The 20,874-nt window shown below is 57.0% G+C and carries 21 protein-coding genes; 5 read left to right on the top strand and 16 right to left on the bottom strand.

The window, feature by feature from the left end; genetic code table 11:
• The first annotated feature begins 59 nt into the window (after positions 1-59).
• The 5 genes from B4F27_RS12840 to B4F27_RS12815 all read left to right on the top strand — a co-directional run bounded on the left by B4F27_RS12840 (position 60) and on the right by B4F27_RS12815 (position 5,615).
• Positions 60-1,103, top strand: a complete 1,044-nt coding sequence (locus B4F27_RS12840) for an EAL domain-containing protein (RefSeq protein ID WP_286759855.1) — start codon at positions 60-62, stop codon at positions 1,101-1,103.
• A gap of 115 nt (positions 1,104-1,218) precedes the next feature.
• Entirely contained in the window at positions 1,219-3,033 is a 1,815-nt protein-coding gene (gene yidC / locus B4F27_RS12835; RefSeq protein ID WP_286759854.1) for a membrane protein insertase YidC, read from the top strand.
• A gap of 447 nt (positions 3,034-3,480) precedes the next feature.
• A complete protein-coding gene (yihA, locus tag B4F27_RS12825; protein ID WP_286759853.1) occupies positions 3,481-4,131 on the top strand; it encodes a ribosome biogenesis GTP-binding protein YihA/YsxC in 651 nt (216 codons plus the stop codon).
• 30 nt (positions 4,132-4,161) lie between these two features.
• Entirely contained in the window at positions 4,162-5,025 is an 864-nt protein-coding gene (argB, locus tag B4F27_RS12820) for an acetylglutamate kinase (protein ID WP_174226614.1), read from the top strand.
• Positions 5,026-5,117: 92 nt separating this feature from the next.
• Positions 5,118-5,615: a SixA phosphatase family protein gene (locus tag B4F27_RS12815; RefSeq protein ID WP_340246237.1), complete on the top strand. Its 498-nt coding sequence runs from the start codon at positions 5,118-5,120 to the stop codon at positions 5,613-5,615.
• 31 nt (positions 5,616-5,646) lie between these two features.
• Here B4F27_RS12815 and B4F27_RS12810 read toward each other — a convergent pair whose 3' ends face one another.
• The 16 genes from B4F27_RS12810 to rplO all read right to left on the bottom strand — a co-directional run bounded on the left by B4F27_RS12810 (position 5,647) and on the right by rplO (position 20,640).
• Positions 5,647-6,417 (bottom strand): amino acid ABC transporter ATP-binding protein, encoded by a 771-nt coding sequence (locus B4F27_RS12810; protein ID WP_005849767.1) that lies wholly within the window; start codon positions 6,415-6,417, stop codon positions 5,647-5,649.
• A 15-nt stretch (positions 6,418-6,432) separates the two neighbouring features.
• Complete coding sequence (locus B4F27_RS12805) at positions 6,433-7,728, bottom strand: amino acid ABC transporter permease (RefSeq protein ID WP_009825287.1); 1,296 nt, start codon at positions 7,726-7,728, stop codon at positions 6,433-6,435.
• Position 7,729: 1 nt separating this feature from the next.
• Positions 7,730-8,944, bottom strand: a complete 1,215-nt coding sequence (locus B4F27_RS12800; RefSeq protein WP_037944857.1) for an amino acid ABC transporter permease — start codon at positions 8,942-8,944, stop codon at positions 7,730-7,732.
• 124 nt (positions 8,945-9,068) lie between these two features.
• Positions 9,069-10,085, bottom strand: coding sequence for an amino acid ABC transporter substrate-binding protein (locus B4F27_RS12795; RefSeq protein ID WP_037944858.1), 1,017 nt, complete (start codon positions 10,083-10,085; stop codon positions 9,069-9,071).
• Between the two features lie 185 nt (positions 10,086-10,270).
• Positions 10,271-10,984 carry an ATP12 family chaperone protein gene (locus B4F27_RS12790; protein ID WP_286759852.1) on the bottom strand — a complete coding sequence of 238 codons (714 nt, stop codon included), beginning with the start codon at positions 10,982-10,984 and terminating at the stop codon, positions 10,271-10,273.
• Positions 10,981-12,030, bottom strand: a complete 1,050-nt coding sequence (locus B4F27_RS12785; protein WP_005849777.1) for an RluA family pseudouridine synthase — start codon at positions 12,028-12,030, stop codon at positions 10,981-10,983. Before B4F27_RS12785 ends, B4F27_RS12790 begins: the two co-directional genes overlap by 4 nt.
• Entirely contained in the window at positions 12,027-12,407 is a 381-nt protein-coding gene (gene crcB, locus B4F27_RS12780; protein WP_286759851.1) for a fluoride efflux transporter CrcB, read from the bottom strand. The genes B4F27_RS12785 and crcB overlap by 4 nt, the downstream gene beginning before the upstream one ends.
• Positions 12,408-12,438: 31 nt before the next feature.
• Positions 12,439-13,746, bottom strand: coding sequence for a replication-associated recombination protein A (locus tag B4F27_RS12775; protein ID WP_286759850.1), 1,308 nt, complete (start codon positions 13,744-13,746; stop codon positions 12,439-12,441).
• 4 nt (positions 13,747-13,750) lie between these two features.
• Entirely contained in the window at positions 13,751-15,121 is a 1,371-nt protein-coding gene (locus tag B4F27_RS12770) for a trypsin-like peptidase domain-containing protein (protein WP_286759849.1), read from the bottom strand.
• A 138-nt stretch (positions 15,122-15,259) separates the two neighbouring features.
• Positions 15,260-15,679 carry a 50S ribosomal protein L17 gene (rplQ, locus tag B4F27_RS12765; protein WP_005849785.1) on the bottom strand — a complete coding sequence of 140 codons (420 nt, stop codon included), beginning with the start codon at positions 15,677-15,679 and terminating at the stop codon, positions 15,260-15,262.
• Between the two features lie 131 nt (positions 15,680-15,810).
• The gene (locus B4F27_RS12760) at positions 15,811-16,827 is read right to left on the bottom strand and encodes a DNA-directed RNA polymerase subunit alpha (RefSeq protein WP_005849787.1); all 1,017 of its coding nucleotides are present in this window, start codon (positions 16,825-16,827) and stop codon (positions 15,811-15,813) included.
• Positions 16,828-16,943: 116 nt separating this feature from the next.
• Positions 16,944-17,333 (bottom strand): 30S ribosomal protein S11, encoded by a 390-nt coding sequence (gene rpsK / locus B4F27_RS12755; RefSeq protein ID WP_005849789.1) that lies wholly within the window; start codon positions 17,331-17,333, stop codon positions 16,944-16,946.
• Positions 17,334-17,348: 15 nt separating this feature from the next.
• Positions 17,349-17,717, bottom strand: a complete 369-nt coding sequence (rpsM, locus tag B4F27_RS12750; RefSeq protein ID WP_005849790.1) for a 30S ribosomal protein S13 — start codon at positions 17,715-17,717, stop codon at positions 17,349-17,351.
• 311 nt (positions 17,718-18,028) lie between these two features.
• Positions 18,029-18,676 carry an adenylate kinase gene (locus B4F27_RS12745; RefSeq protein ID WP_037965940.1) on the bottom strand — a complete coding sequence of 216 codons (648 nt, stop codon included), beginning with the start codon at positions 18,674-18,676 and terminating at the stop codon, positions 18,029-18,031.
• Positions 18,673-20,037: a preprotein translocase subunit SecY gene (gene secY, locus B4F27_RS12740; RefSeq protein ID WP_037945112.1), complete on the bottom strand. Its 1,365-nt coding sequence runs from the start codon at positions 20,035-20,037 to the stop codon at positions 18,673-18,675. Before secY ends, B4F27_RS12745 begins: the two co-directional genes overlap by 4 nt.
• Positions 20,038-20,157: 120 nt before the next feature.
• Positions 20,158-20,640: a 50S ribosomal protein L15 gene (gene rplO, locus B4F27_RS12735; protein WP_005849796.1), complete on the bottom strand. Its 483-nt coding sequence runs from the start codon at positions 20,638-20,640 to the stop codon at positions 20,158-20,160.
• Positions 20,641-20,874: the final 234 nt, after the last annotated feature.

Here is a 20,874-nt window from a genome sequence, read left to right as displayed (position 1 = left end):
CTTTTGGTCAGAGGCAAGGGCTATCGGTATGGCGGTAACACTGTCGGCCGAGGCTTCATTTGCAACACGATCTTAAACCCGATCTTTCCAAGCGCAGCACAACCCGCCGCCATCTACCCGCTGGTCTCGTGCTCTTGCTTGGGTTTGCGCTGTCCGTATTTTGGTTCGGCTGGCAGGGGTTGATTATCATCGGCTTTATCGCCCCCCCTTTGGTGTATTTGGCTTCAGATAGGTGGCGAAATACACCATCAGAACCAATGCGAACGCGCCCCCTGGATAGGACGGCCACTCCCCGACCAAGCGGCGGCACCGATCCTACACCTCGGGAACCGATGCAGCACGCTCGAACTCTATTTCAGCCTCAGATATCCACCCATTCCGGCATGATCACCGGATTCTCTGCAGTTCCGACCTGCCACACCAGCATGAACACCGATATGGCCGCGCCGCTCAACGCCTCGGAAATTGCAGAGGATGAAACTCCTTTCAGTCACTTCAGCAATCTGACTCACGCGCTGCACAGGGCCAAAACCCTGCAACGAACGTCTCACTTTCCTCTTATCATCACATGCAGCCTTTCTACCGAGCAAGTGGATGACGTGCAGCTGGCGGCAAAACTGGAATGGGAACTTGATCGTCTTGACGTCAAACCCGCGACTTTGCGACTAGCCCTACCGCAACACCTTTGCCAGCATACGCCTTCTCACCCACTGATTTCCACATCCCGTGACCTTCTTACGCTAGGATGCGGTATCGCGCTTTACGGTTTTGGCAGCGGTCCGCACTGCGTTGAGACCATTCAGAAATGCGGCGTTGACCTAGCTATTATCGACCCGTCTCTCACCAATGACGTTGATAAACACCCCAACCGTCGCCGCATCCTGTCAGCGATAGTTGCGATGGCTCATGATTTAGGCGTCGAAACCCTGGCCTGTGATATACGAACCGCCGGAGAGCATAGCTTATTGTCTCAACTGGGCTGCGACCATGTTCAAGGCGACGGCATCGCGCCGCCCATGCAGATACACGAAGCGACCACTTGGGTGCATACACATAGCCAAAAACTGACACGTCTGCCCAGTGTGGTAGGTGGCATTCGATGATGTTTGGCTTCGGCAGATCAGTGTGCACCAAAGGGGAAAAGGCGAATCTACTTGACCTTTGGTGCCTTACTCTGTTGAACCCACGCTGATATTACAGGCATCAGGTGACGGTCACATGGACGATCAAAACAAGAATCTCATTTTCGCGACGGTTCTAAGTTTCATAGTCATCCTAGGGTGGTTCGTGTTGTTTCCGCCTCCGGAAACCGAAACCATCACCGACCCGGCTGCCACACAGCAAGTGACGGACGCAACCTCGACAGAGGCTGTTGTCCCTTCAAGTGCAGGCGCGGCGGACAATGTGACCGACGCGTCGGACGACGCAACGGCAGCTCTCGAAGAAGCACCGCGTATTCCCGTTGAAACGGCTCGCATTTCCGGCTCAATCTCACTGCTAGGGGGGCGGGTCGATGACCTTCATTTGAAGGATTACAACACAACTATCGAAGAAGATGCTCCTATCGTAAGCTTGCTATCACCTGCAGGCACACCCGACGCCTACTATGCGCTTTACGGCTGGGCTCCAGGCGCGGGGATTGCCCCTGAACAGGTTCCAGGACCAAACACCCTTTGGACACTTAGCCAAGGTGAAACGCTGTCAGTCGAAACCCCGGTCACGCTCACTTGGGACAACAACGCCGGTCAGCTTTTCTCACGCACCATCTCAATCGACGAAAACTATATGTTCAAGATCGAACAGAAGGTTGAGAACACTTCCGAAAACTCAGTTTCGCTTGCACCTTACGGGCTAATTGCACGCCACGGTATTCCAAGCGACGCGCAGAATTTCTTCATTCTTCACGAGGGTCTTGTCGCCATGAACAATGGTGAACTGCTTGAGACCGCTTGGGATGACATTCCCGAGCTGGATGTCGTGAACGGCGTGCCATCCAAACGTATTGACGGTGTAACCAACGGCTGGATCGGCTTCACCGGGCATTATTTCATGACCAACCTGATCCCGGATCCGGCACAGCCAACGCGCTTGTCAGTCAAGTACCTGCCACGCACCGAGATTTTTCAAACCGAATCCGTGATGCCGACGCAAACTGTCGCAAGCGGGCAGACAGCAACGGTCACCACACAGTTGTTCGCCGGTGCCAAAGAGTGGGAAATTCTGCGCGACTATGAGGCGCAAGGCGTGTATAAGTTTATCGACTCCATCGATTGGGGCTGGTTCTTTTTCCTGACCAAACCGATCTTTTGGGTACTTCACCATCTAAACCTGCTGATCGGCAACATGGGTGTCGCGATCATCGGCCTGACGTTGCTGATCAAAGCTCTGCTCTTCCCACTTGCGTATAAATCCTACGTTTCGATGGCGAAGATGAAAGAGCTTCAGCCACAGATGGAGAAGCTGAAAAAGGATGCAGGCGACGACCGTCAAAAGCTTCAACAGGGCATGATGGAGCTATATAAACGCGAGAAAGTGAACCCAGCCGCCGGCTGTCTGCCGATTTTGATGCAGATCCCGATTTTCTTTTCCCTCTACAAAGTGATCTTCGTCACGTTGGAACTGCGCCACGCGCCCTTCTTCGGCCCGTTTCAGGATTTGAGCGCCCCAGACCCGACATCCATCTTCAACTTCTATGGTCTGCTGCCATGGGCTGCGCCCGAAGCAGGGACCGTTCTGGCCCTGGTCTTTATCGGGATCCTACCGCTGCTGCTGGGTATTTCGATGTTCCTGCAGCAAAAACTGAACCCGGCCCCTACGGATCCCACGCAGCAGATGATCTTTGCATGGATGCCATGGGTCTTCATGTTCATGCTTGGCGGTTTCGCATCCGGCCTCGTTGTCTACTGGATCGCAAACAACACGATTACCTTTACGCAGCAGTACCTGATCATGCGCAGCCAGGGCTATAAGCCTGATATCCTAGGAAATATTAAAGGCAGCATGAAATTCGGACGGAAGGGTGATCCGAAATAATGACAACGGTGACCCAGCTCTATCGCCACCCGCTCAAAAGCCATGGTCGCGAAGAGCTGGATCATATAGCGCCCTCCACGGGGCAGTCGATGCCCTGGAACCAGACCTGGGCGGTGGCGCATGGAGCGGCGCGTCTAGATGGGAACGAATGGTCGCATTGTGCAAATTTGAGCACCGGGTCAAAAGCACCATTGGTTTGATACCGCAACACCATGAAGCGAGCTTGATTAGGTCGGGAACGACGTGTCAGCTGGCGAAACTGTCCTAAGCGTACGGGAATCCATCAAGCGGTGCCAAGCTACCACCGCGAATCCACTCAACGGCGAGCGCGACATCGGCATGTTGCGCGTATTGAGCACTTGGGGTCACCAAGATTTCCGCGTATACGCTGAGGTCATTCACACGGGCTCCGTCGCAATTAGCGACCAGGTAAAGGTACTTTAACTCATGCAAGTCCAATTTAGCATCGCCGAAGAGCCTGATGCCTATGCAGCCGAAAAGGGCCGCATGCTATTTGCAGGCGAAACGCTGTTTGTGAAAGGCGTTGTCGCGATGGACGGCCTGCCACCCGCCGACCGGATGGAGGTGTGTTTTGCAGGGCGATCAAATGTTGGTAAATCGACTTTGATCAATGCCCTAACGGGCACAAAAGCGCTGGCGAGAGCGTCCAACACGCCGGGGCGCACTCAAGAGATCAACTACTTTACCGCGGCCGACGATCACTACCTCGTCGACTTGCCTGGGTATGGCTATGCAAACGCCCCTCTACCCGTCGTCGAAAAATGGCAACGGTTGCTGAAACATTACCTTTCAGGTCGGCAAACGCTCCGCCGTGCGTTTGTGCTGATCGACGCGCGGCATGGTGTAAAGAAGGTCGATGACGAAATCATGTCCTTGTTGGACAGCTCAGCCGTGACTTTTCAATGTGTCCTCACGAAAGCCGACAAGGTTAAAGAAGTAGAGCGTCAGAAGGTTCTGAATCAGGTCCGCGGTGCGCTTGCCAAGCACCCAGCCGCCTATCCCGAAATCGTGGTTACATCTTCTGAAAAGGGCTGGGGCATCCCTACGCTCCGTGCCATTATCGCGACGTTGGAGTGACGAGCACTTCGGCGTTTACCGAGGCAGAGAATGAGAAAACAAGACATGAATCGCGACTGGATCGCCACCGCACGCACCCTGAGCCAAGCGCTCCCCTACTTGCAGCGTTACGCTGACGCGACCGTTGTTATAAAGCTGGGCGGTCACGCCATGGGCAGCGACGATGCGATGGAAGAGTTCGCGCGCGACGTAGCACTTATGCGCCAGGTCGGCGTGAACCCCGTCATCATTCACGGCGGCGGCCCGATGATCAACGACATGCTCGGCCGGCTGAACATCAAGTCCGAATTCGTAAACGGCAAACGGGTGACCGACGCTGCCACGATGGAAATCGTTGAAATGGTTCTGTCGGGCCTTGTGAACGCCCGCATTGTGCAAGCGATCACGGCACAGGGTGGGCGTTGCGTCGGTGTGTCTGGCAAGGACAGCGGCCTTATTATCTGTGACCAAGAGGACCCAGAGCTGGGGTTGGTTGGCGCACCGACTGAAGTAAACCCCCGTTTGCTACGCGATCTAGCCGACAAAGGGATTATCCCGGTGATTGCGCCCCTTGGGATGGGCCGCAACGGCGAAACATTTAACATCAACGGGGATACTGCGGCGGGCGCGATTGCAGCTGCGCTGAAGGCAGACCGCTTGCTGCTGCTTACCGACGTTGCGGGCGTGAAGAATGCCGAAGGCGACGTGCTGACGGAGCTAACAGCGAGCCAGATACGCGAGATGGTGGCAGACGGAACGATTGCCGGTGGTATGATACCCAAAACACAAACTGCGCTTGATGCGATCGACGGTGGCGTGCGCGCAGCGGTGATTTTGGACGGGAGAGCCCCTAATGCCTGCTTGTTGGAGCTTTTCACCGAACATGGTGCAGGGAGCATTATCCGCGGCCAGTAACAACGACTATATAAATTACTGCATAATGCCCCCCCCTGTTTCCGGCTGTTTGAGCTTCTTGTTTATGCGGCCGATACATTTAGGAAACGTTGATGAGACGCCTTATTCTGATGCGCCATGCAAAAGCAGGTTGGCCGGCGGGGATCGCGACGGACTTTGACCGGCCTTTGGATGACAAAGGTCGGCAAGACGCACATGCAATCGGGCGATGGCTCGACGCAGAAGACTACAGACCAGATCTTGTGCTATGCTCTGCATCTCGGCGAACGTCGGAAACGCTCGAACTTTTGGAAATTCCCTCCGCTGTTAAACGAATCTTCACAGACCGCCTTTATCTAGCAGATACAGAACGACTGATGGCGGCCATACAGGGCGCTGAAGGGTCCACAGTATTACTTCTGGCGCACAACCCCGGCGTGGCGGAGATGGCGCACCTCCTGCCCCGTGTGGGTGCCATAGCTCATCTTGCAGCCGGAACCCCACCGGGTGCGACAATGGTGATGTCATTCGCTGTGGACGACTGGAGGGGCGTGCACTGGCACAACGGCGACGTACAGGCGTACGTGACGCCACGGATGCTTGCCCAATAGAAAAGGGCGGGGAAATCCCCGCCCTTGAAACTTAGTGGCCCAAAATTTGGCTGAGGAAGAGCTTGGTCCTCGGGCTTTGGGGGTTGTTAAAGAACTCTTCAGGTTCGTTCTGTTCGACGATCTGGCCTTCATCCATAAAGATGACGCGGTTGGCCACCTGACGGGCAAAGCCCATCTCGTGCGTTACGCAGAGCATCGTCATGCCTTCCTCAGCCAGTTCGACCATCGTGTCCAGGACCTCTTTGATCATCTCCGGATCCAAGGCTGAGGTTGGTTCGTCAAACAACATGATACGCGGACGCATACACAGGCTGCGCGCGATCGCCACGCGTTGCTGCTGACCACCAGAAAGCTGACCTGGGTACTTGTCCGCCTGATCCGGGATCTTAACCTTCTCAAGGAAATGCATCGCGATTTCTTCGGCTTCCTTCTTAGGTGTTTTTCGCACCCAGATCGGAGCAAGCGTGCAGTTTTCGAGGATCGTCAAGTGTGGGAAAAGGTTGAAGTGCTGGAAACACATCCCGACTTCGGAGCGGATCTTGTCGATGTTCTTAACGTCCGAAGACAGCACTGTACCGTCGACTTCGATCCGGCCTTTCTGATGCTCTTCCAAGGCATTGATACAGCGGATCAGAGTTGACTTCCCCGAGCCCGACGGTCCGGCAATAACGATACGTTCACCACGGTACACGGTCAGATCAATATCCCGCAACACGTGAAACGTACCGTACCACTTGTTCATGTTCTCGATGCTGATCGCGACCTCGTTCGAGACTTTCAGCGCTTGTGCTTGTTCAGCCATAATTACAGCCTTTCCTTAATGGTGGTCGGTCTGGAGTTGACGTTCCAGCCATTGTGAATATTGCGAGATGCCGTAGCAGACGACGAAGAAGAGCAAGGCGGCAAAGCCCCAAAGTTCCCAGTAGACGCCGTTCCAGTCAGTCGACGCTAGGATCGGCCCGCGGATCATCCCAACCAGGTCGAACATCGAAATAATCGACACCAGCGTAGTATCCTTGAACAACCCGACGGCCACGTTAACGATCCCTGGGATCGAGATTTTCAAGGCTTGGGGCAAAATAATCAGGCGCATGGCCTGCGCATAATCAAGGCCCAAGCTGTCTGCAGCCTCGTATTGACCACGTGGCAAGGCTGCCAACCCGCCCCGGATCACCTCGGCGATATAGGCCGACGCGAACATGGTGATCATGATGATAACACGCAGGATCAGGTCGAAGTTTGTGCCCGGTGGCAGGAAATAAGCCAGGACCACGTTGGCAACAAAAAGCAACGTAATCAGAGGCACCCCTCGGATAAACTCAATGAAAACAACGCAGATCAGTTTGATGATCGGCAAGCTCGATTGACGACCCAGCGCAAGCAGAATGCCCATCGGCAAGGACAAAGACACACAGATCACGCCCAAGATCATGTTGAGCATAAAGCCCCCCATGTTCCGCGAGGCGACCGGTTCCAGCGCGAGTACGCCGGATAGGCTTGGCGTAATGAAGCCAAGGACAAACCACGTCACGACGCCTGCGATGAGACCCGCAAAAAGTCCGCCTGCAAAGCTTGTCTTAACGATTCTGCTGTAGACCACATAGCCGACCACTACGGCCAGCAACGCCGACAATGGCACCAAAAGGGAACCGCCCCAGATCAGCCAAAAGGCGATGAAAGGATAGATGACGGTAAAAAGGATGAGCCCACGTGGCAGATTGCTAAACAGCACCGGTGACACGGCGACGAACAGTAGTACGAATGCCAATGTCGGGCGCCAGTAGCCGTCCTGTGGATAGGCGATACCAAACAACAGTTGGTTCCAGCGTTCTGTCAGCACCGAGAAACAGCCAGCTTGGACGCCGTCCAATACTTCGCGACACTCGCGAATGTTGGATGTCGTCCAAACCCCGCCCAGCAACCAAGGAAGGAAGCCGGAAAGGATCAGATAGATAACGTACAGCGCTGCGAGCGTGAGAATGGTATAAGGGATCGACGAAAACAGGCTTTCGCGGACCCATTTTACAGGCCCCTGCGCGGTTGGCGGGGGCGCGTGCTGTGGCAACATGGTGTCCCGCACATAAGGGACGGAGGCGGCGTGTGTATCTGACATCTTACCGCTCCTTCAAGCTGACAGAGTTGTTGTAAACGTTCATGATCGCAGAGATCGACAGCGAGATCGTGAGATAGAACAGCATCAGCAAAAGCACGCATTCGATTGCGCGGCCGGTCTGGTTCAATGTGATCCCCCCCAGTGTCGCAGTGATATCGGCATACCCTACGGCAATCGCGAGCGACGAGTTCTTCGTGATGTTGAGGTATTGCGAAATCAGCGGCGGAATGATCACACGCAACGCCTGCGGCAGAACCACAAGGTTCATGACCCGCTTCGGGCGCAAGCCCAATGACGATGCAGCTTCGGTCTGCCCTTTTGAGATCGCCTGAATACCTGCACGCACGTTTTCGGCGATGAAGGCACCGGTGTATACGGACAAAGCCAACCACAATGCGATCAGCGGCGCGCCGATCTGCAGACCACCACGGAAGTTAAAGCCCTTAAGCTCGGGGTAATCCAATGCGATGGGGCTGCCCATGATGAAGAACATCACAATCGTCGGCACCAGCAAGATCGCGACAGTGGGCCATCCCATAGGCAGCAGCTTGCCCGTACGGAACAGAAGGCTAACCGCATACCGGCGATAGATAATCGCGGCGATGATCGACAGCACAAAGGTCGCAACCACGATCATAGATCCCGGGCCCCAAACCGGTGCGGGAATGTAGATGCCGCGGTTGGTGAAGGCGAAGGCGTCGAAAAGCATGCTCGACGTGGCGTTGTCACCGCGGAACTTGTTGGGCGCGGGCAATACGGCCGTCATCAAGGTGTAGATCATCAGGATCCAGATCAGCACCGGAATATTCCGGAAAATCTCGACGTAGACCGACATCAGTTTGGACACGAGCCAGTTCTTGGACAGGCGCGCCACACCGGCGATCACACCAAGAATTGTCGCAGTGACACAGGCCAGAAACGCAACAAGAAGCGTGTTGATGATACCGACCATTGCGGCACGCAGGTTCGATGACTGGCTGTTATAATCGATTAAGGATTGGTTGATATCGTAGCCGGCTGGCACGTTCAAAAACCCGTAGGAGATGTTCAATCCGGCCTCTGCCAGATTTCGTACCAGGTTAATGCCCAGAAACGACATCAATGCGATAAGCAGTATCAGCGCGATAAACTGGAAAGTGTAGGATCTATAGCGGGTGTCGTTAAGCAACATCGACAGCCGGAACGAGCCCTGTTGAGGGTCGGACATTGTCGTCATCAGATTTTCCCTGTGTGCCGGACCTGTTTTTCACGCACCATTCGGTGTCGCGGGCCGGGTTTTATTTTTGCGTCGTATAGGCGCAAAGGGCGCGGAATTGCTCCGCGCCCCTCGACGGATGTGTTTAGCGGAAAGGAGGCGCGTACATCAGGCCGCCGTCTGTCCACTGAGCGTTCAGGCCACGGGCCAGACCGATTGGTGTTTCTTCGCCGATGTTCTTGGCAAAGATTTCGCCGTAGTTACCTTGCGACGCGATGGCTTTCTTCGCCCAGTCAGCTTCCAGACCCAGCATTTCACCCAAAGTACCTTCGGTGCCAAGCAGACGGGCAACTTCTGGGTTTGTGGTGTTTGTTGTCATCTCTTCGACGTTTGCCGATGTGACACCCAGCTCTTCAGCTGCGATCAGAGCATAGAGAACCCAGCGCGTTACATCGCCCCAGTCGTTGTCGCCATGGCGAACAAGCGGGCCCAGAGGCTCTTTAGAGATGATTTCGGGCAGGATGATGTGCTCACCTGGGTTTTCAAAGGTCGCACGTGTCGCGGCCAGACCGGAGGCGTCGGTAGTATAGGTGTCGCACGCACCGGCCAGATACTGCTGTTGGCCTTCGGCGTTTGTTTCAACAGGCACGGGCTCGTAGCTGATGTTGTTGTTGCGGAAGAAGTCCGCGAGGTTCAGCTCGGTCGTGGTGCCGGTTTGGATGCAGACAGTCGCGCCATCCAGATCCTTGGCAGAGGAAACGCCAAGCTCTTTCGGAACCATGAAACCCTGACCGTCATAGTAGTTCACGCCGATGAAGTCGAACTTGAGGTCGACATCGCGGCTGAAGGTCCATGTGGTGTTACGTGCAAGAAAATCGATCTCGCCCGATGCCAGCGCGGTGAAGCGTGTTTTACCGGTTGTGGGGATGAATTCGACAGCTGCGGGGTCGCCCAGTACAGCAGCGGCAACGGCGCGGCATACCGCCACGTCAAAGCCTTCCCATTCACCATTGGCGTTGGGGGCCGCAAAGCCAGCCAGACCGGTGGTAACGCCGCAGTTCAGCTTGCCGCGCGCTTTGACATCGTCAAGCGTGGACGCAGCAGCTGCACCAGCCGCAAGGCCGGCTACTGTTAGCGCACCAAAAAATACGGATTTGTTCATTTTAACCTCTTCCTGATTTTCCGCCACGTTTTAGGGCGGTTCACCCGGCACCTTTTCGGACCGGAGATGTTTTGGCGGGGTTATCCCCGTCAGTGGAAGGGAGTTTGGGCGAATTTACGCCGGAACGTCAAGTCAGTGTGCTTAAAAAATGCCCTCAATCCTATGTATTGGGGTCACCGTGAAACCTATTCGGGCACGCTCAGGTCAAACATCAACTTAGCGTGTAAGAAACTAGTCTTTTTCACTGCGGCTAAGGCGTCTGCCTCGTCATCATTGCCCCACTGCTCGGCCTGCCAAACCTCGTCCAGACGGGAAATTTCCCAAATCGATTCCGCTTCCTTTGCGTCAAGCGCCGCCGCAAAGCCCAAGATTAGTGAGCCAGACAGGCTCACAAGGTCGTGGAAGGCAGCGAGTTGAAAGTTGCTTAACGCATGGGTGCGCGCCGACAGGCGTGCGACATCCGCAGGTGACTGGGGTTCGTGCATGATCCCCACTCGGGTCTGCAAGCTCACGCCCAAGGCCTCGCGGGCCCACTCCAGCATGGGGTCCCATTGATCGGCCTGCCGCGCGACCAGCTCAGCCGGGCTATCCGCGCGATAGCACAGCAGATCGCAGTCGCCGTAGGCCGCCAACATATCCGCAACCTCGGCATGTTGCAGCGCAACCTTGTCGATCGCGGCATTGGCGGTTTTGGTGGCGGGCATGGTGTCGGGGTTGATCACCCCGTCCTGTGCCTCCCACTCGGCGGCGATTTTCTGCGCCATAGCGCGGGTTGGCACCACCAGCGCACGTTTGGCCGGCGTCTTGATCCCGCGCCCGTCAAGCTCGACAGTATAGCCACCCTCCGCCTCGACAACGGCCGCCTCTTTCCAGAAACGTTTCGCTTTCCAATCGCTCACCCCCAATCCTCCTCGAACGGGTCAGCAGGCACGTCGGAGGGTGCCCACTGGAACGTGTCCCAGGTGCGCGCCATGTGGTCCGGCAGCGGGGCCGTGAGGTTCAATCGCGCCTTGGTGACAGGGTGCTCCAGCGTCAGGGATCGCGCATGCAGGTGCAGCTTCTTCGAGATATCGCCCCCCAGTTGCGCGCCCCATCCGTCGCCCATGTTTTCCTGACCTGAACCACCATATTTGCCATCTCCGACAATGGGATGTCCGATTTCAGCCATATGCGCACGCAGCTGGTGCGTCCGGCCCGTCACAGGGATCAGCGCCATCCAGCAGGTCCGCTTGCCGGCCTGTGCGAGGGTCGCATAATCGGTGGTCGCGCGTTTGGCGCCTTCGGTTGTTTCCATGTCTTTCGGGTGGACGCAGTACATCTTTTCGCCCTCACCACGGGCCCCGTGACCGAAGGCTTTGACCAGCCCGAATTTGATCGTCCCGTTGCGCGGATGCGGCACGCCCGCGACCGCAGCCCAGTAGATCTTGCGGGTTTCACGATGGCGGAACGACGCTGTCAGCGCGGCGGCAATCGACCGTGTCCGCGCCATGATCAGCACGCCAGAGGTGTCTTTGTCCAACCGGTGCACAAGGCGCGGCTTTTCATCAAGCTCGAACATCAAAGCATCGGCAAGCGCGTCGACGTGGCGGTCCGATTGACCAGACCCGCCCTGCACCGGCAGCCCCGGCGGTTTGTTCAGCGCGATGATGTGATCGTCGCGATAGATCACACAGGATCGGATAAACTTGGTATCCGCCTCTGATATCCGCGTGCGCTTGGGCGGCGGCGGAGCCTTTTCATCAGGCAGCGGCGGGATACGCACGGTCTGCCCGACCTCAAGCCGAGTAGAGGCTTTGACCCGCCCCCCATCAACACGGATGTCACCTTTCCGGCACATCTTTTCGATCAGCCCTTGGCCAATCAACGGAAAGGTCCGTTTGAACCAACGGTCCAACCGTTGATCCCCGTCGCCTTCTTCTACGACCAGATGTTGAACCCGGCTCATGCAAATACCCCTCTGGCCACGAAAAGGCCCAGCATTAATCCAAGCACCGATAGCCCGACGGACAGTGCCACATATATCCCTGCCGCCCCGATCTGGCCGCGCTCCATCATCGTGACCGTCTCGAGCGAGAAGGACGAGAACGTTGTAAAGCCGCCAAGCACGCCGGTCATCACAAACGGGCTGATCTGCGTCAGCCCTTTTTGTGCGGCACACACCACAAAGAGGCCCATCAAGAACGACCCGATGATGTTGACCGTCAGGACCGCGATCGGAAAATCCGACAGCCCGACCAGCCGCGTCACGGCGACACCAAACAGATACCGCAAGGAGGCACCGATCGCGCCGCCCATAGCGACAAGGGACAGGGTTGAAATCATCTGCGGTCTCTCACGGTTCACGCCCCGAATGTCAAGTTTTCCGCGTTGCCCGCAGCTTTTCGAAATAATCGACGCGTTTTTTCAGGTCACGTTCAAAGCCTCGTTCGACAGGTTGATAGAATTGCGGTCGCTCCATCCCGTCGGGAAAGTAGTTCTGGCCGGAAAACCCGTCTTCGGCATCATGGTCATAGGCATACCCCGCGCCGTAGCCCTGTTCTTTCATCATCTTGGTGGGCGCGTTCATGATGTGCTTGGGCGGCGGGGAGGACCCGGTTTGCTTGGCCGCACGCCGCGCAGCCTTATAGGCCACGTAGGCCGCGTTCGACTTCGGGGCCAGCGCGAGATAGGTCAACGCCTGCGCAATCGCCAGTTCCCCTTCGGGCGAACCGAGCCGCTCGTAGGTCTCCCACGATTGCAGGCAAACAGACTGAGCTTGCGGATCGGCAAGCCCGATATCCTCGACCGCCATGCGCGTGATCCGGCGCATCAGATACCGTGGGTCTTCGCCCCCCTCCAGCATCCGCGCCAGCCAGTACAGCGCCGCGTCAGGGTCAGAGCCGCGCACGGATTTATGCAGCGCTGAGATGAGGTTATAATGCGCGTCCCCCCCTTTGTCGTATTGCGCCGCGCGCCGCATCAAACGTGCCGACAGCGCCTTACCGTCCAGCTTGCCCTCGACCTTCCAAGCAGCGACTTGCTCTATCAGGTTGAGCAACGCACGCCCGTCGCCATCGGCCATCTCAAGCAGGCTTTCACGCGCAGGCCCGTCCAATGGCAAGCCACGACCCAGTTCCTTTTCGGCCCTTTGGGCCAGCCGTTCCAGATCAGACAGCGGCAAGCGCTCCAACACCAGAACCTGCGACCGGCTCAGCACAGCGGCGTTCAGCTCGAACGATGGATTCTCGGTCGTGGCCCCGACCAGCAGGATCGTTCCATCCTCCATATGAGGCAGGAAGCCGTCCTGCTGCGCCTTGTTAAAGCGGTGGATCTCGTCCACGAACAGCAGTGTCCCCTGCCCGTTCTGTCGTCGGATTTTCGCCGCATCAAAGACCTTGCGCAGCTCAGGCACACCGCTGAAAATCGCGCTGATCTGCACGAAATGCAGGTCCGTCTCATCTGCCAGCAGTCGCGCGATCGTCGTTTTGCCGACGCCGGGCGGGCCCCAGAAAATCAGCGACCCCAACGACCCAGACTGCAGCATGACCGTCAGCGGCGCGTCCGGCCCCAGCACCTGTGACTGGCCGATGACCTCGCCCAAGCTTCGCGGGCGCAGCCGGTCCGCCAACGGGCGGTGCCCGCTTTCCACAGCCGGTGCGTCCGATCCAAATAAGTCCGCCATCGCGCTAGACCCGGAATTGCAGCGACAGACGCTGCACGCCACGCTGCACCACCATCGACACCTGACGGCTGCCCGCCATCTGGTCGCTAACATCCGACGGTGTTTGCACCTCGGCTCCGTTCACGGCCAGGATCACATCCCCCTGCCGCAACCCCACGCGCCCACCATAGGGCCCGGTATCCATCACCGCCACACCCGCTACCTCAAGCGGGAGGTTCAATTCAGCCATCACAGCAGGATTGATCCGCGCCAACGCCAACCCTGGTAGCAAGCTGCTTTCATCCAGCGTGAGCGCGGCACGCGATGGCTCTTCCGGTGCGGCGATCAAGGCGACCTCAACCTCTTCCACCGCGCCATCGCGCAGCCGCGTGATCCGCGCTTGTGCGCCCATCCCGGCCACGCTCATGCGGTAGATCATCTCGGCGGGTGTATGTACCTCTTGCCCATCGACCGCCGTGATCACATCGCCGACTGCAACACCGGCCTTCAGAAACGGGCTGGCAGGGTGCATCCCCGACACGATGATGCCACCAGGCCGGTCCAGCCCCAGCGGGCCCGCCATATCCGCATCCACCGGCTGCCCGCTCATCCCCGCCCAAGGTCGGGTAAATTCAACGGCCCCGTCGCGCGCCTGCGCCATGAACGCCGCGATCAAATTGGCAGGTATCGCAAAGCCAATCCCGTTTGACCCGCCAGAGCGTGTTAAGATCGAGGTGTTGATCCCGATCAACCGCCCCTCAACATCGATCAACGCACCACCAGAGTTGCCCGGGTTGATCGGTGCATCCGTCTGGATGAAGTATCCCTGCCCGCCACCGTTCATCCCGCCAGACCGCGCAAGCCCTGACACGATCCCGCTACTCACCGTTTGCCCGACCCCAAAGGGGTTGCCGATGGCCAGCGTCAACTCTCCGACCTCGACGGTATCGCTATCGCGCAACGACAAAGGGGTAAGGCCGTCTACGTCATCGATTTTCAGGATAGCCAGATCGCTCTCTGCATCGCTCAGCAGTACACGGGCGGAAAATTCGCGACGGTCCGACAGGACGATCCGAATGTCCGTCGACATCCCGACCACATGATAATTCGACACGACGATCCCGTCCTCCGACAGAATCACGCCGGACCCGAGCGAGTTCTGAACCCGTGGGCGGCCGGCGTCTGGCCGCCGGAAGAAACGTTCAAAGAAGGGATCAGCCTGCAGCGGCGTGCGGCTTTGCTCGACGATGGTGCGGGCGTAGATGTTCACCACGGCGGGCGCGGCCTCGCGGACCAGCGGGGCAAAGCTCAACTGGATCTGCGCGGCAGAGCTTGGCACAGTTTGCGCGGCGGCAGGGAAAGACAGAACGGTCAGCAGGATCAGAAGTATTCTCATGCCCCCAGATATGCGCAGCCATAGGCCCTTGCGCAACACCCGAGTTCCAAATGGATTTAAATCCTCGCCGAAGGCATAAAAGCAAAAAGCCCCTGCGTTGGCAGGGGCTTTCAGAATTCTTAACAAAAGCAGGTCGCTTTAGTCTTCGGCAACCTCATAGGCCGCGACGCGCGCCTTGTCGTTGGCACCCTTCGCGTCGCGGTCGCGATCTACGAATTCGATGATGGCCATAGGTGCCATGTCGCCATAACGGAAGCCCGCTTTCAGAACGCGGACATAGCCACCCTGACGGTCTTTGTAGCGTGGGCCCAGGATGTCGAACAGTTTCGCGACATACTGGTCTTGCTTAAGCTTGCTTGCAGCCTGACGACGCGCGTGCAGGTCGCCGCGCTTTGCCAATGTGATCATCTTTTCGATGATTGGCTTCAATTCTTTGGCTTTTGGCAATGTTGTTTTGATTTGCTCATGTTCGATGAGCGAGCCTGCCATGTTCGAGAACAACGCCTTGCGGTGCTCATGTGTACGGTTCAGGCGGCGGTAACCACGTGCGTGACGCATTTTCTAGTCTCCAATTTAATGCCCTCTACGGGCGGTTTTGCTTTGTCTGGTTGGCGTGCGTAGCGCCAACTCTCCTTGGGGCCGATGCCCGGTCGTATTGTCGGGCGGGGGAGCCCCACCCGACAAATCTCTTAGAACGAATCCTCGAACTTTTTCGCGAGGTCTTCGATGTTGTCTGGTGGCCAGTCCTCGACGTCCATACCAAGGTGCAGGCCCATGCCCGACAGCACTTCCTTGATCTCGTTCAAGGACTTGCGGCCAAAGTTCGGCGTGCGCAGCATTTCGGCTTCGGTCTTCTGGATCAGATCGCCGATGTAGACGATGTTGTCGTTCTTCAGGCAGTTTGCCGAACGGACGGACAGTTCCAGCTCGTCCACTTTCTTCAGCAGCAGCGGGTTGAATTCCAGACCGTCGTCGTCGTCCTGACGCGATGCGGATTCGGGTTCGTCGAAGTTGACGAAGATGCCCAGCTGATCCTGCAGAATACGCGCAGCAAAGGCCACGGCATCATCAGGAGAGATGGAGCCGTCTGTTTCGACTTTCATCGTCAGCTTGTCATAATCCAGCACCTGACCTTCGCGGGTCGGCTGCACGTCATAGGACACTTTCTTGACCGGCGAATAGATCGCGTCGATCGGGATAAGACCGATAGGCGCATCTTCTGGCTTGTTCTTGTCTGCCGCCACATAGCCCTTGCCGGTGTTAACCGTCAGTTCCATGTAAACGTCAGCGTTGTCATCCAGGTGGCAGATCACGTGATCGCGGTTCAGAATTTCGATACCAGCGCTTTCGGAGATGTCACCAGCTGTGACAACACCCGGCCCCTTGGCAGAAATCGACAGGCGCTTGGGCCCTTCGACTTCCATGCGCAGGGAAACGCCTTTGAGGTTCAGAACGATGTCGGTGACATCTTCGCGAACACCCGCAACGCTCGAAAATTCGTGCAAAACATTATCAATTTGTACAGATGTGATGGCGGCACCTTGCAGCGACGACATCAGAACGCGGCGCAGCGCGTTGCCCATTGTCAAACCAAAGCCACGCTCGAGCGGCTCTGCGATGACAGTAGCCTGACGTGCAGGGTCATTGCCCGGCTTGACGTCCAACTGCTGTGGCTTGATCAATTCAGCCCAATTTTTGTGGATCATACGTCCCTCCATTCCTGTTCTGCGCCCCATGTCCAAATGGCGAAGAACTCCCGAGGTTTCAACAAAGCAGTAAGAGGCCGTGCGCAATGGCGCGGCCCCTTTTGTAACTTATACTCTTAGACGCGGCGGCGTTTCGGAGGGCGGCAGCCGTTGTGCGCCATTGGGGTCACGTCACGGATCGATGTGATGTTGAACCCGGCAGCTGCCAGCGCGCGCAGGGCGCTTTCACGGCCGGAGCCGGGGCCTTGCACTTCGACTTCCAGCGTTTTCACGCCGTGGTCCTGGGCTTTTTTACCTGCATCTTCAGCAGCCATCTGAGCCGCGTAAGGTGTCGATTTACGCGACCCTTTAAAGCCCATGGTACCTGCGGAGGACCAGGAAATTGCGTTACCCTGAACGTCAGAGATCAGGATCTTTGTGTTGTTGAAGCTGGAGTTAACATGCGCCACACCTGCGGCGATGTTCTTGGAAACCTTACGCTTCGTCTTTGTCTTTTCGCGTGCCATTGATCAGACCCTCCCTTACTTCTTCTTACCGGCAATGGCCTTTGCAGGGCCTTTGCGCGTACGAGCGTTGGTGTGGGTACGCTGACCACGAACCGGCAGGTTACGACGGTGGCGCAGGCCACGGTAGCAACCAAGGTCCATCAGACGCTTGATGTTCATCTGCGTGTCGCGACGCAGGTCACCTTCGACGGTGTAGTTTTCGTCGATATACTCACGGATTTTCAGAATTTCAGCATCCGAAAGTTCGTTGATACGACGTGTGGAATCGATGCCAACAGCTTCGCAGATTGCAGCTGCGGAGGAGTTACCGATACCGGTGATATATGTGAGGGCGATTGGAACCCGCTTTGCAGTCGGGATGTTTACGCCGGCAATACGTGCCACGTGTGTGCTTCCTTTTCGTTGCGGGTCCGTCATGCCAGACCCTTTTTTCACAACGTGAAGCCCGAGGCGAATGTGCCGTCGGGCTCCAGCTGATCAGGTGTTCATGCGCAGGGCGTGATCGGGGCCCGTTGCAATTCGATTCTCTTACGAGATACGGCTGGTTATGAGGAATTGACCGGCGCGTCAACCCATAGCGGCGGTACGCCGTATGGATATCCCTTTCAAACCGAAAGCGCCCCACCCTGCCCCATACAATAGCAAAACGGCGCGCTTCGAAAAGCGCGCCGTTGCCTATCGGTCGTAAGGTTGGATTAAGCGTCCAGAACCTTGGCGATGCTGTCCTGCACCTCTTTAATGTCTGCCAAACCGTCAACGCGCGTGAGCATGTTGTGGGCGTAGTAATAGCCCAACAGCGGTGAGGTCTTCTTGTAGTATTCCATCAAACGATTGCGGAGGCTTTCCTCGTTATCGTCTGCGCGGCGTTTGAAGTCAGACGCGCCGCATTTCTCGCATTTTCCGTCGGCTGGCTGGGGCTTTGTCACGTCGTGATAGACTTCGCCACAGTTGCCGCAGGTCGACCGACCAGAGATACGCGCAACCAGCGCCTCGTCATCCACGCCCAGCTGAATCACGTGATCCAATGGCTTGCCTGTCGCTTCCAGCAGTTCACCAAGCGCAGTGGCCTGCGCCAGCGTGCGTGGGAAACCGTCAAAGATGAAACCGCCGTGGTCAGTGGTGTCTTCCAGCTTTTCCCGGATCAGGCCGATCACGATCTCGTCGGTCACCAGATCACCGCGCGCCATGACATCGGCAACCATGTTGCCCATCTCTGTCCCGCTGTCTTTGGCTTCACGCAGCATGTCACCAGTGGAAAGCTGTACCATATTGCGTGTCTCAACCAGATGACGCGCTTGTGTACCTTTACCCGCTCCGGGTGGTCCTAAGAGAATAATGTTCATCGACGTACCGGGCTCCGTTTTTTCCGTGGTTTGCCAGACTTACCGCGCAACTGGGAACGTTCAAGCAGACCTTCATACTGATGTGCAAGCAGATGGCTTTGTACCTGCTGGATCGTGTCCATGGTCACGGACACAACAATCAGCACCGACGTACCGCCAAAGTAGAACGGGATCGCAAACTGGCCGCGCAGGATTTCGGGCAGAATACAAACCGCTGCGAGGTAAAGCGACCCGAGCACAAGAATGCGGTTCACGACATATTCCAGATACTCGGCGGTTTTCTTACCGGGACGGATGCCGGGGACGAAACCGTTCTGGTTCTTCAGGTTGTCCGCAACCTCGTCAGGTTTGAAGCTGACGTTGAACGTGTAGAAATACGCAAAGAAGACGATCATCGCGACAAAGAACAGCAGGTACAGCGGCTGGCCGGGGCCGAAGTTGGCCAGCAGAACCGACATCACCGGACCGGTAGAATTGCCCGAGAACGTGCTGATCGTGACCGGCAGCAGCAACAAAGAGCTGGCAAAGATCGCAGGGATAACGCCGGCGGGGTTCACCTTGACCGGCAGGTGCGAAGAACCGCCATCGTACATCTTTTGCCCAACCTGACGGCGCGGGTACTGGATGTGGATCTTGCGCAAGGCGCGCTCCATGAACACGACGAACATGATCGTCGCGATAACCATAACCAGCACGCCAACGATAATCGCAGGGCTGATCGCACCAGAACGACCCGAAGAGAAGAACTGCGCGATCGCGGCGGGAACCTCGGCGATGATGCCAACAAAGATGATCAGCGAGATACCGTTACCGATGCCGCGTGCAGTGATCTGCTCACCCAGCCACATCAGGAACATCGTGCCACCGACCAGCGTGATCATACAAGCGATGCGGAAATACATGCCCGGATCAGCGGCGATATCACCAGCCTCAAGGGAGACAGCCAAGCCATAGGCCTGAAGAGTCGCCAGAGCCACCGTACCGAAGCGGGTGTATTGGTTGATCTTCTTGCGCCCCTGCTCGCCCTCTTTCTTGAGCTGCTCAAGCGCGGGCACCATCGAGGTCATCAGCTGAACGATGATCGATGCAGAGATGTAGGGCATGATACCCAAGGCAAAGATCCCCATACGGCCAAGTGCGCCGCCGGTGAACATGGAAACCATGCCGCCGATGCCTTGACCCGCGCTTTCCATAAACTGGCGCAGGGCGGTGCCGTCGATCCCGGGAACCGGAATGAACGTGCCAAGGCGATAAACGATCAACAACCCCAGAGTGAATAGAATCCGGTTGCGCAGGTCTGTCGCCTTGCCCAACGCGGACCAACTGGTGTTGGCGGCCATGCTTTCGACGGCTGATACCATGATATAGGGCTCTTTCTTTGCAAAAACGCCGCCCAAGCCGTTTTCCGGCGGGCGGCATTTGGGAAAACTCGATTGACTATGTAAGCGGGACGCGTCCCGCTCACAAGGCAAAAGGTCGGGTTACGCGTCTGCGTTTGCCGCGGCAGGTGCTGTGACGGTCAGTTTGCCGCCCGCTTTTTCTACGGCTTCAACCGCGGATTTGGATGCACCGGATACCTGCAGTTCAACCTTGGCGTTGAAATCGCCCTTGGCCAGAACGCGGATACCGTCCAACTTGCGACGAACCAGACCGGAGGAAATCAGGGCGTCCTCGGTGATCGCAGCGGAGGCGTCGATCTTTTTGGCGTCGATGAATTTCTGGATTAGGCCCAGGTTCACAACGGCATAGGACTTCCGGTTTGGCTTGGTAAAGCCGCGCTTTGGAAGACGTTGGTACAAGGGCATCTGACCGCCTTCGTAACCGTTGATCGATACACCCGAACGGGATTTCTGACCTTTGATACCACGGCCACCCATTTTACCGGTGCCGGAACCAGGACCACGGCCTACGCGCTTGCGTTTCTTGGTGGCGCCTTCGTTGTCAGACAGTTCATGAAGTTTCATGTCGCTTCTCCTTTTGCCGGATGTGGCCCCCAGCGACGGGAGCGGCCAAACGCGGCGTTGCATGATTCTTGTGGCGGACTGGTGGCCACTTGGGGCGTATAGACGGGAGGCCTAAAGGTTTCAAGCCCTGCCCCAACTCCCAGGTGCCCGAGACAAATGAAAACGCCCCGTAGTTTCCCACGGGGCGTCGATACCGAGCAGCAAGACCACTATAAAGTCTCTAGCTTTCTAGGA

The sequence above is a fragment of the Sulfitobacter sp. UBA1132 genome, from assembly GCF_002311545.1.
Classification (GTDB): Bacteria; Pseudomonadota; Alphaproteobacteria; order Rhodobacterales; family Rhodobacteraceae; genus Sulfitobacter; species Sulfitobacter pontiacus.
This window is presented reverse-complemented; position numbering and strand designations above follow the sequence as displayed.

Bases quoted from the DNA above. Each gene is read 5' to 3' on its own strand.
- yidC (WP_286759854.1), top strand. From the start codon at position 1,219: ATGGACGATCAAAACAAGAATCTCATTTTCGCGACGGTTCTAAGTTTC.
- yihA (WP_286759853.1), top strand. From the start codon at position 3,481: ATGCAAGTCCAATTTAGCATCGCCGAAGAGCCTGATGCCTATGCAGCC.
- argB (WP_174226614.1), top strand. From the start codon at position 4,162: ATGAGAAAACAAGACATGAATCGCGACTGGATCGCCACCGCACGCACC.
- B4F27_RS12815 (WP_340246237.1), top strand. From the start codon at position 5,118: ATGAGACGCCTTATTCTGATGCGCCATGCAAAAGCAGGTTGGCCGGCG.
- B4F27_RS12810 (WP_005849767.1), bottom strand. From the start codon at position 6,417: ATGGCTGAACAAGCACAAGCGCTGAAAGTCTCGAACGAGGTCGCGATC.
- B4F27_RS12805 (WP_009825287.1), bottom strand. From the start codon at position 7,728: ATGTCAGATACACACGCCGCCTCCGTCCCTTATGTGCGGGACACCATG.
- B4F27_RS12800 (WP_037944857.1), bottom strand. From the start codon at position 8,944: ATGACGACAATGTCCGACCCTCAACAGGGCTCGTTCCGGCTGTCGATG.
- B4F27_RS12795 (WP_037944858.1), bottom strand. From the start codon at position 10,085: ATGAACAAATCCGTATTTTTTGGTGCGCTAACAGTAGCCGGCCTTGCG.
- B4F27_RS12785 (WP_005849777.1), bottom strand. From the start codon at position 12,030: ATGAGCCGGGTTCAACATCTGGTCGTAGAAGAAGGCGACGGGGATCAA.
- crcB (WP_286759851.1), bottom strand. From the start codon at position 12,407: ATGATTTCAACCCTGTCCCTTGTCGCTATGGGCGGCGCGATCGGTGCC.
- B4F27_RS12775 (WP_286759850.1), bottom strand. From the start codon at position 13,746: ATGGCGGACTTATTTGGATCGGACGCACCGGCTGTGGAAAGCGGGCAC.
- B4F27_RS12770 (WP_286759849.1), bottom strand. From the start codon at position 15,121: ATGAGAATACTTCTGATCCTGCTGACCGTTCTGTCTTTCCCTGCCGCC.
- rplQ (WP_005849785.1), bottom strand. From the start codon at position 15,679: ATGCGTCACGCACGTGGTTACCGCCGCCTGAACCGTACACATGAGCAC.
- B4F27_RS12760 (WP_005849787.1), bottom strand. From the start codon at position 16,827: ATGATCCACAAAAATTGGGCTGAATTGATCAAGCCACAGCAGTTGGAC.
- rpsK (WP_005849789.1), bottom strand. From the start codon at position 17,333: ATGGCACGCGAAAAGACAAAGACGAAGCGTAAGGTTTCCAAGAACATC.
- B4F27_RS12745 (WP_037965940.1), bottom strand. From the start codon at position 18,676: ATGAACATTATTCTCTTAGGACCACCCGGAGCGGGTAAAGGTACACAA.
- secY (WP_037945112.1), bottom strand. From the start codon at position 20,037: ATGGTATCAGCCGTCGAAAGCATGGCCGCCAACACCAGTTGGTCCGCG.
- rplO (WP_005849796.1), bottom strand. From the start codon at position 20,640: ATGAAACTTCATGAACTGTCTGACAACGAAGGCGCCACCAAGAAACGC.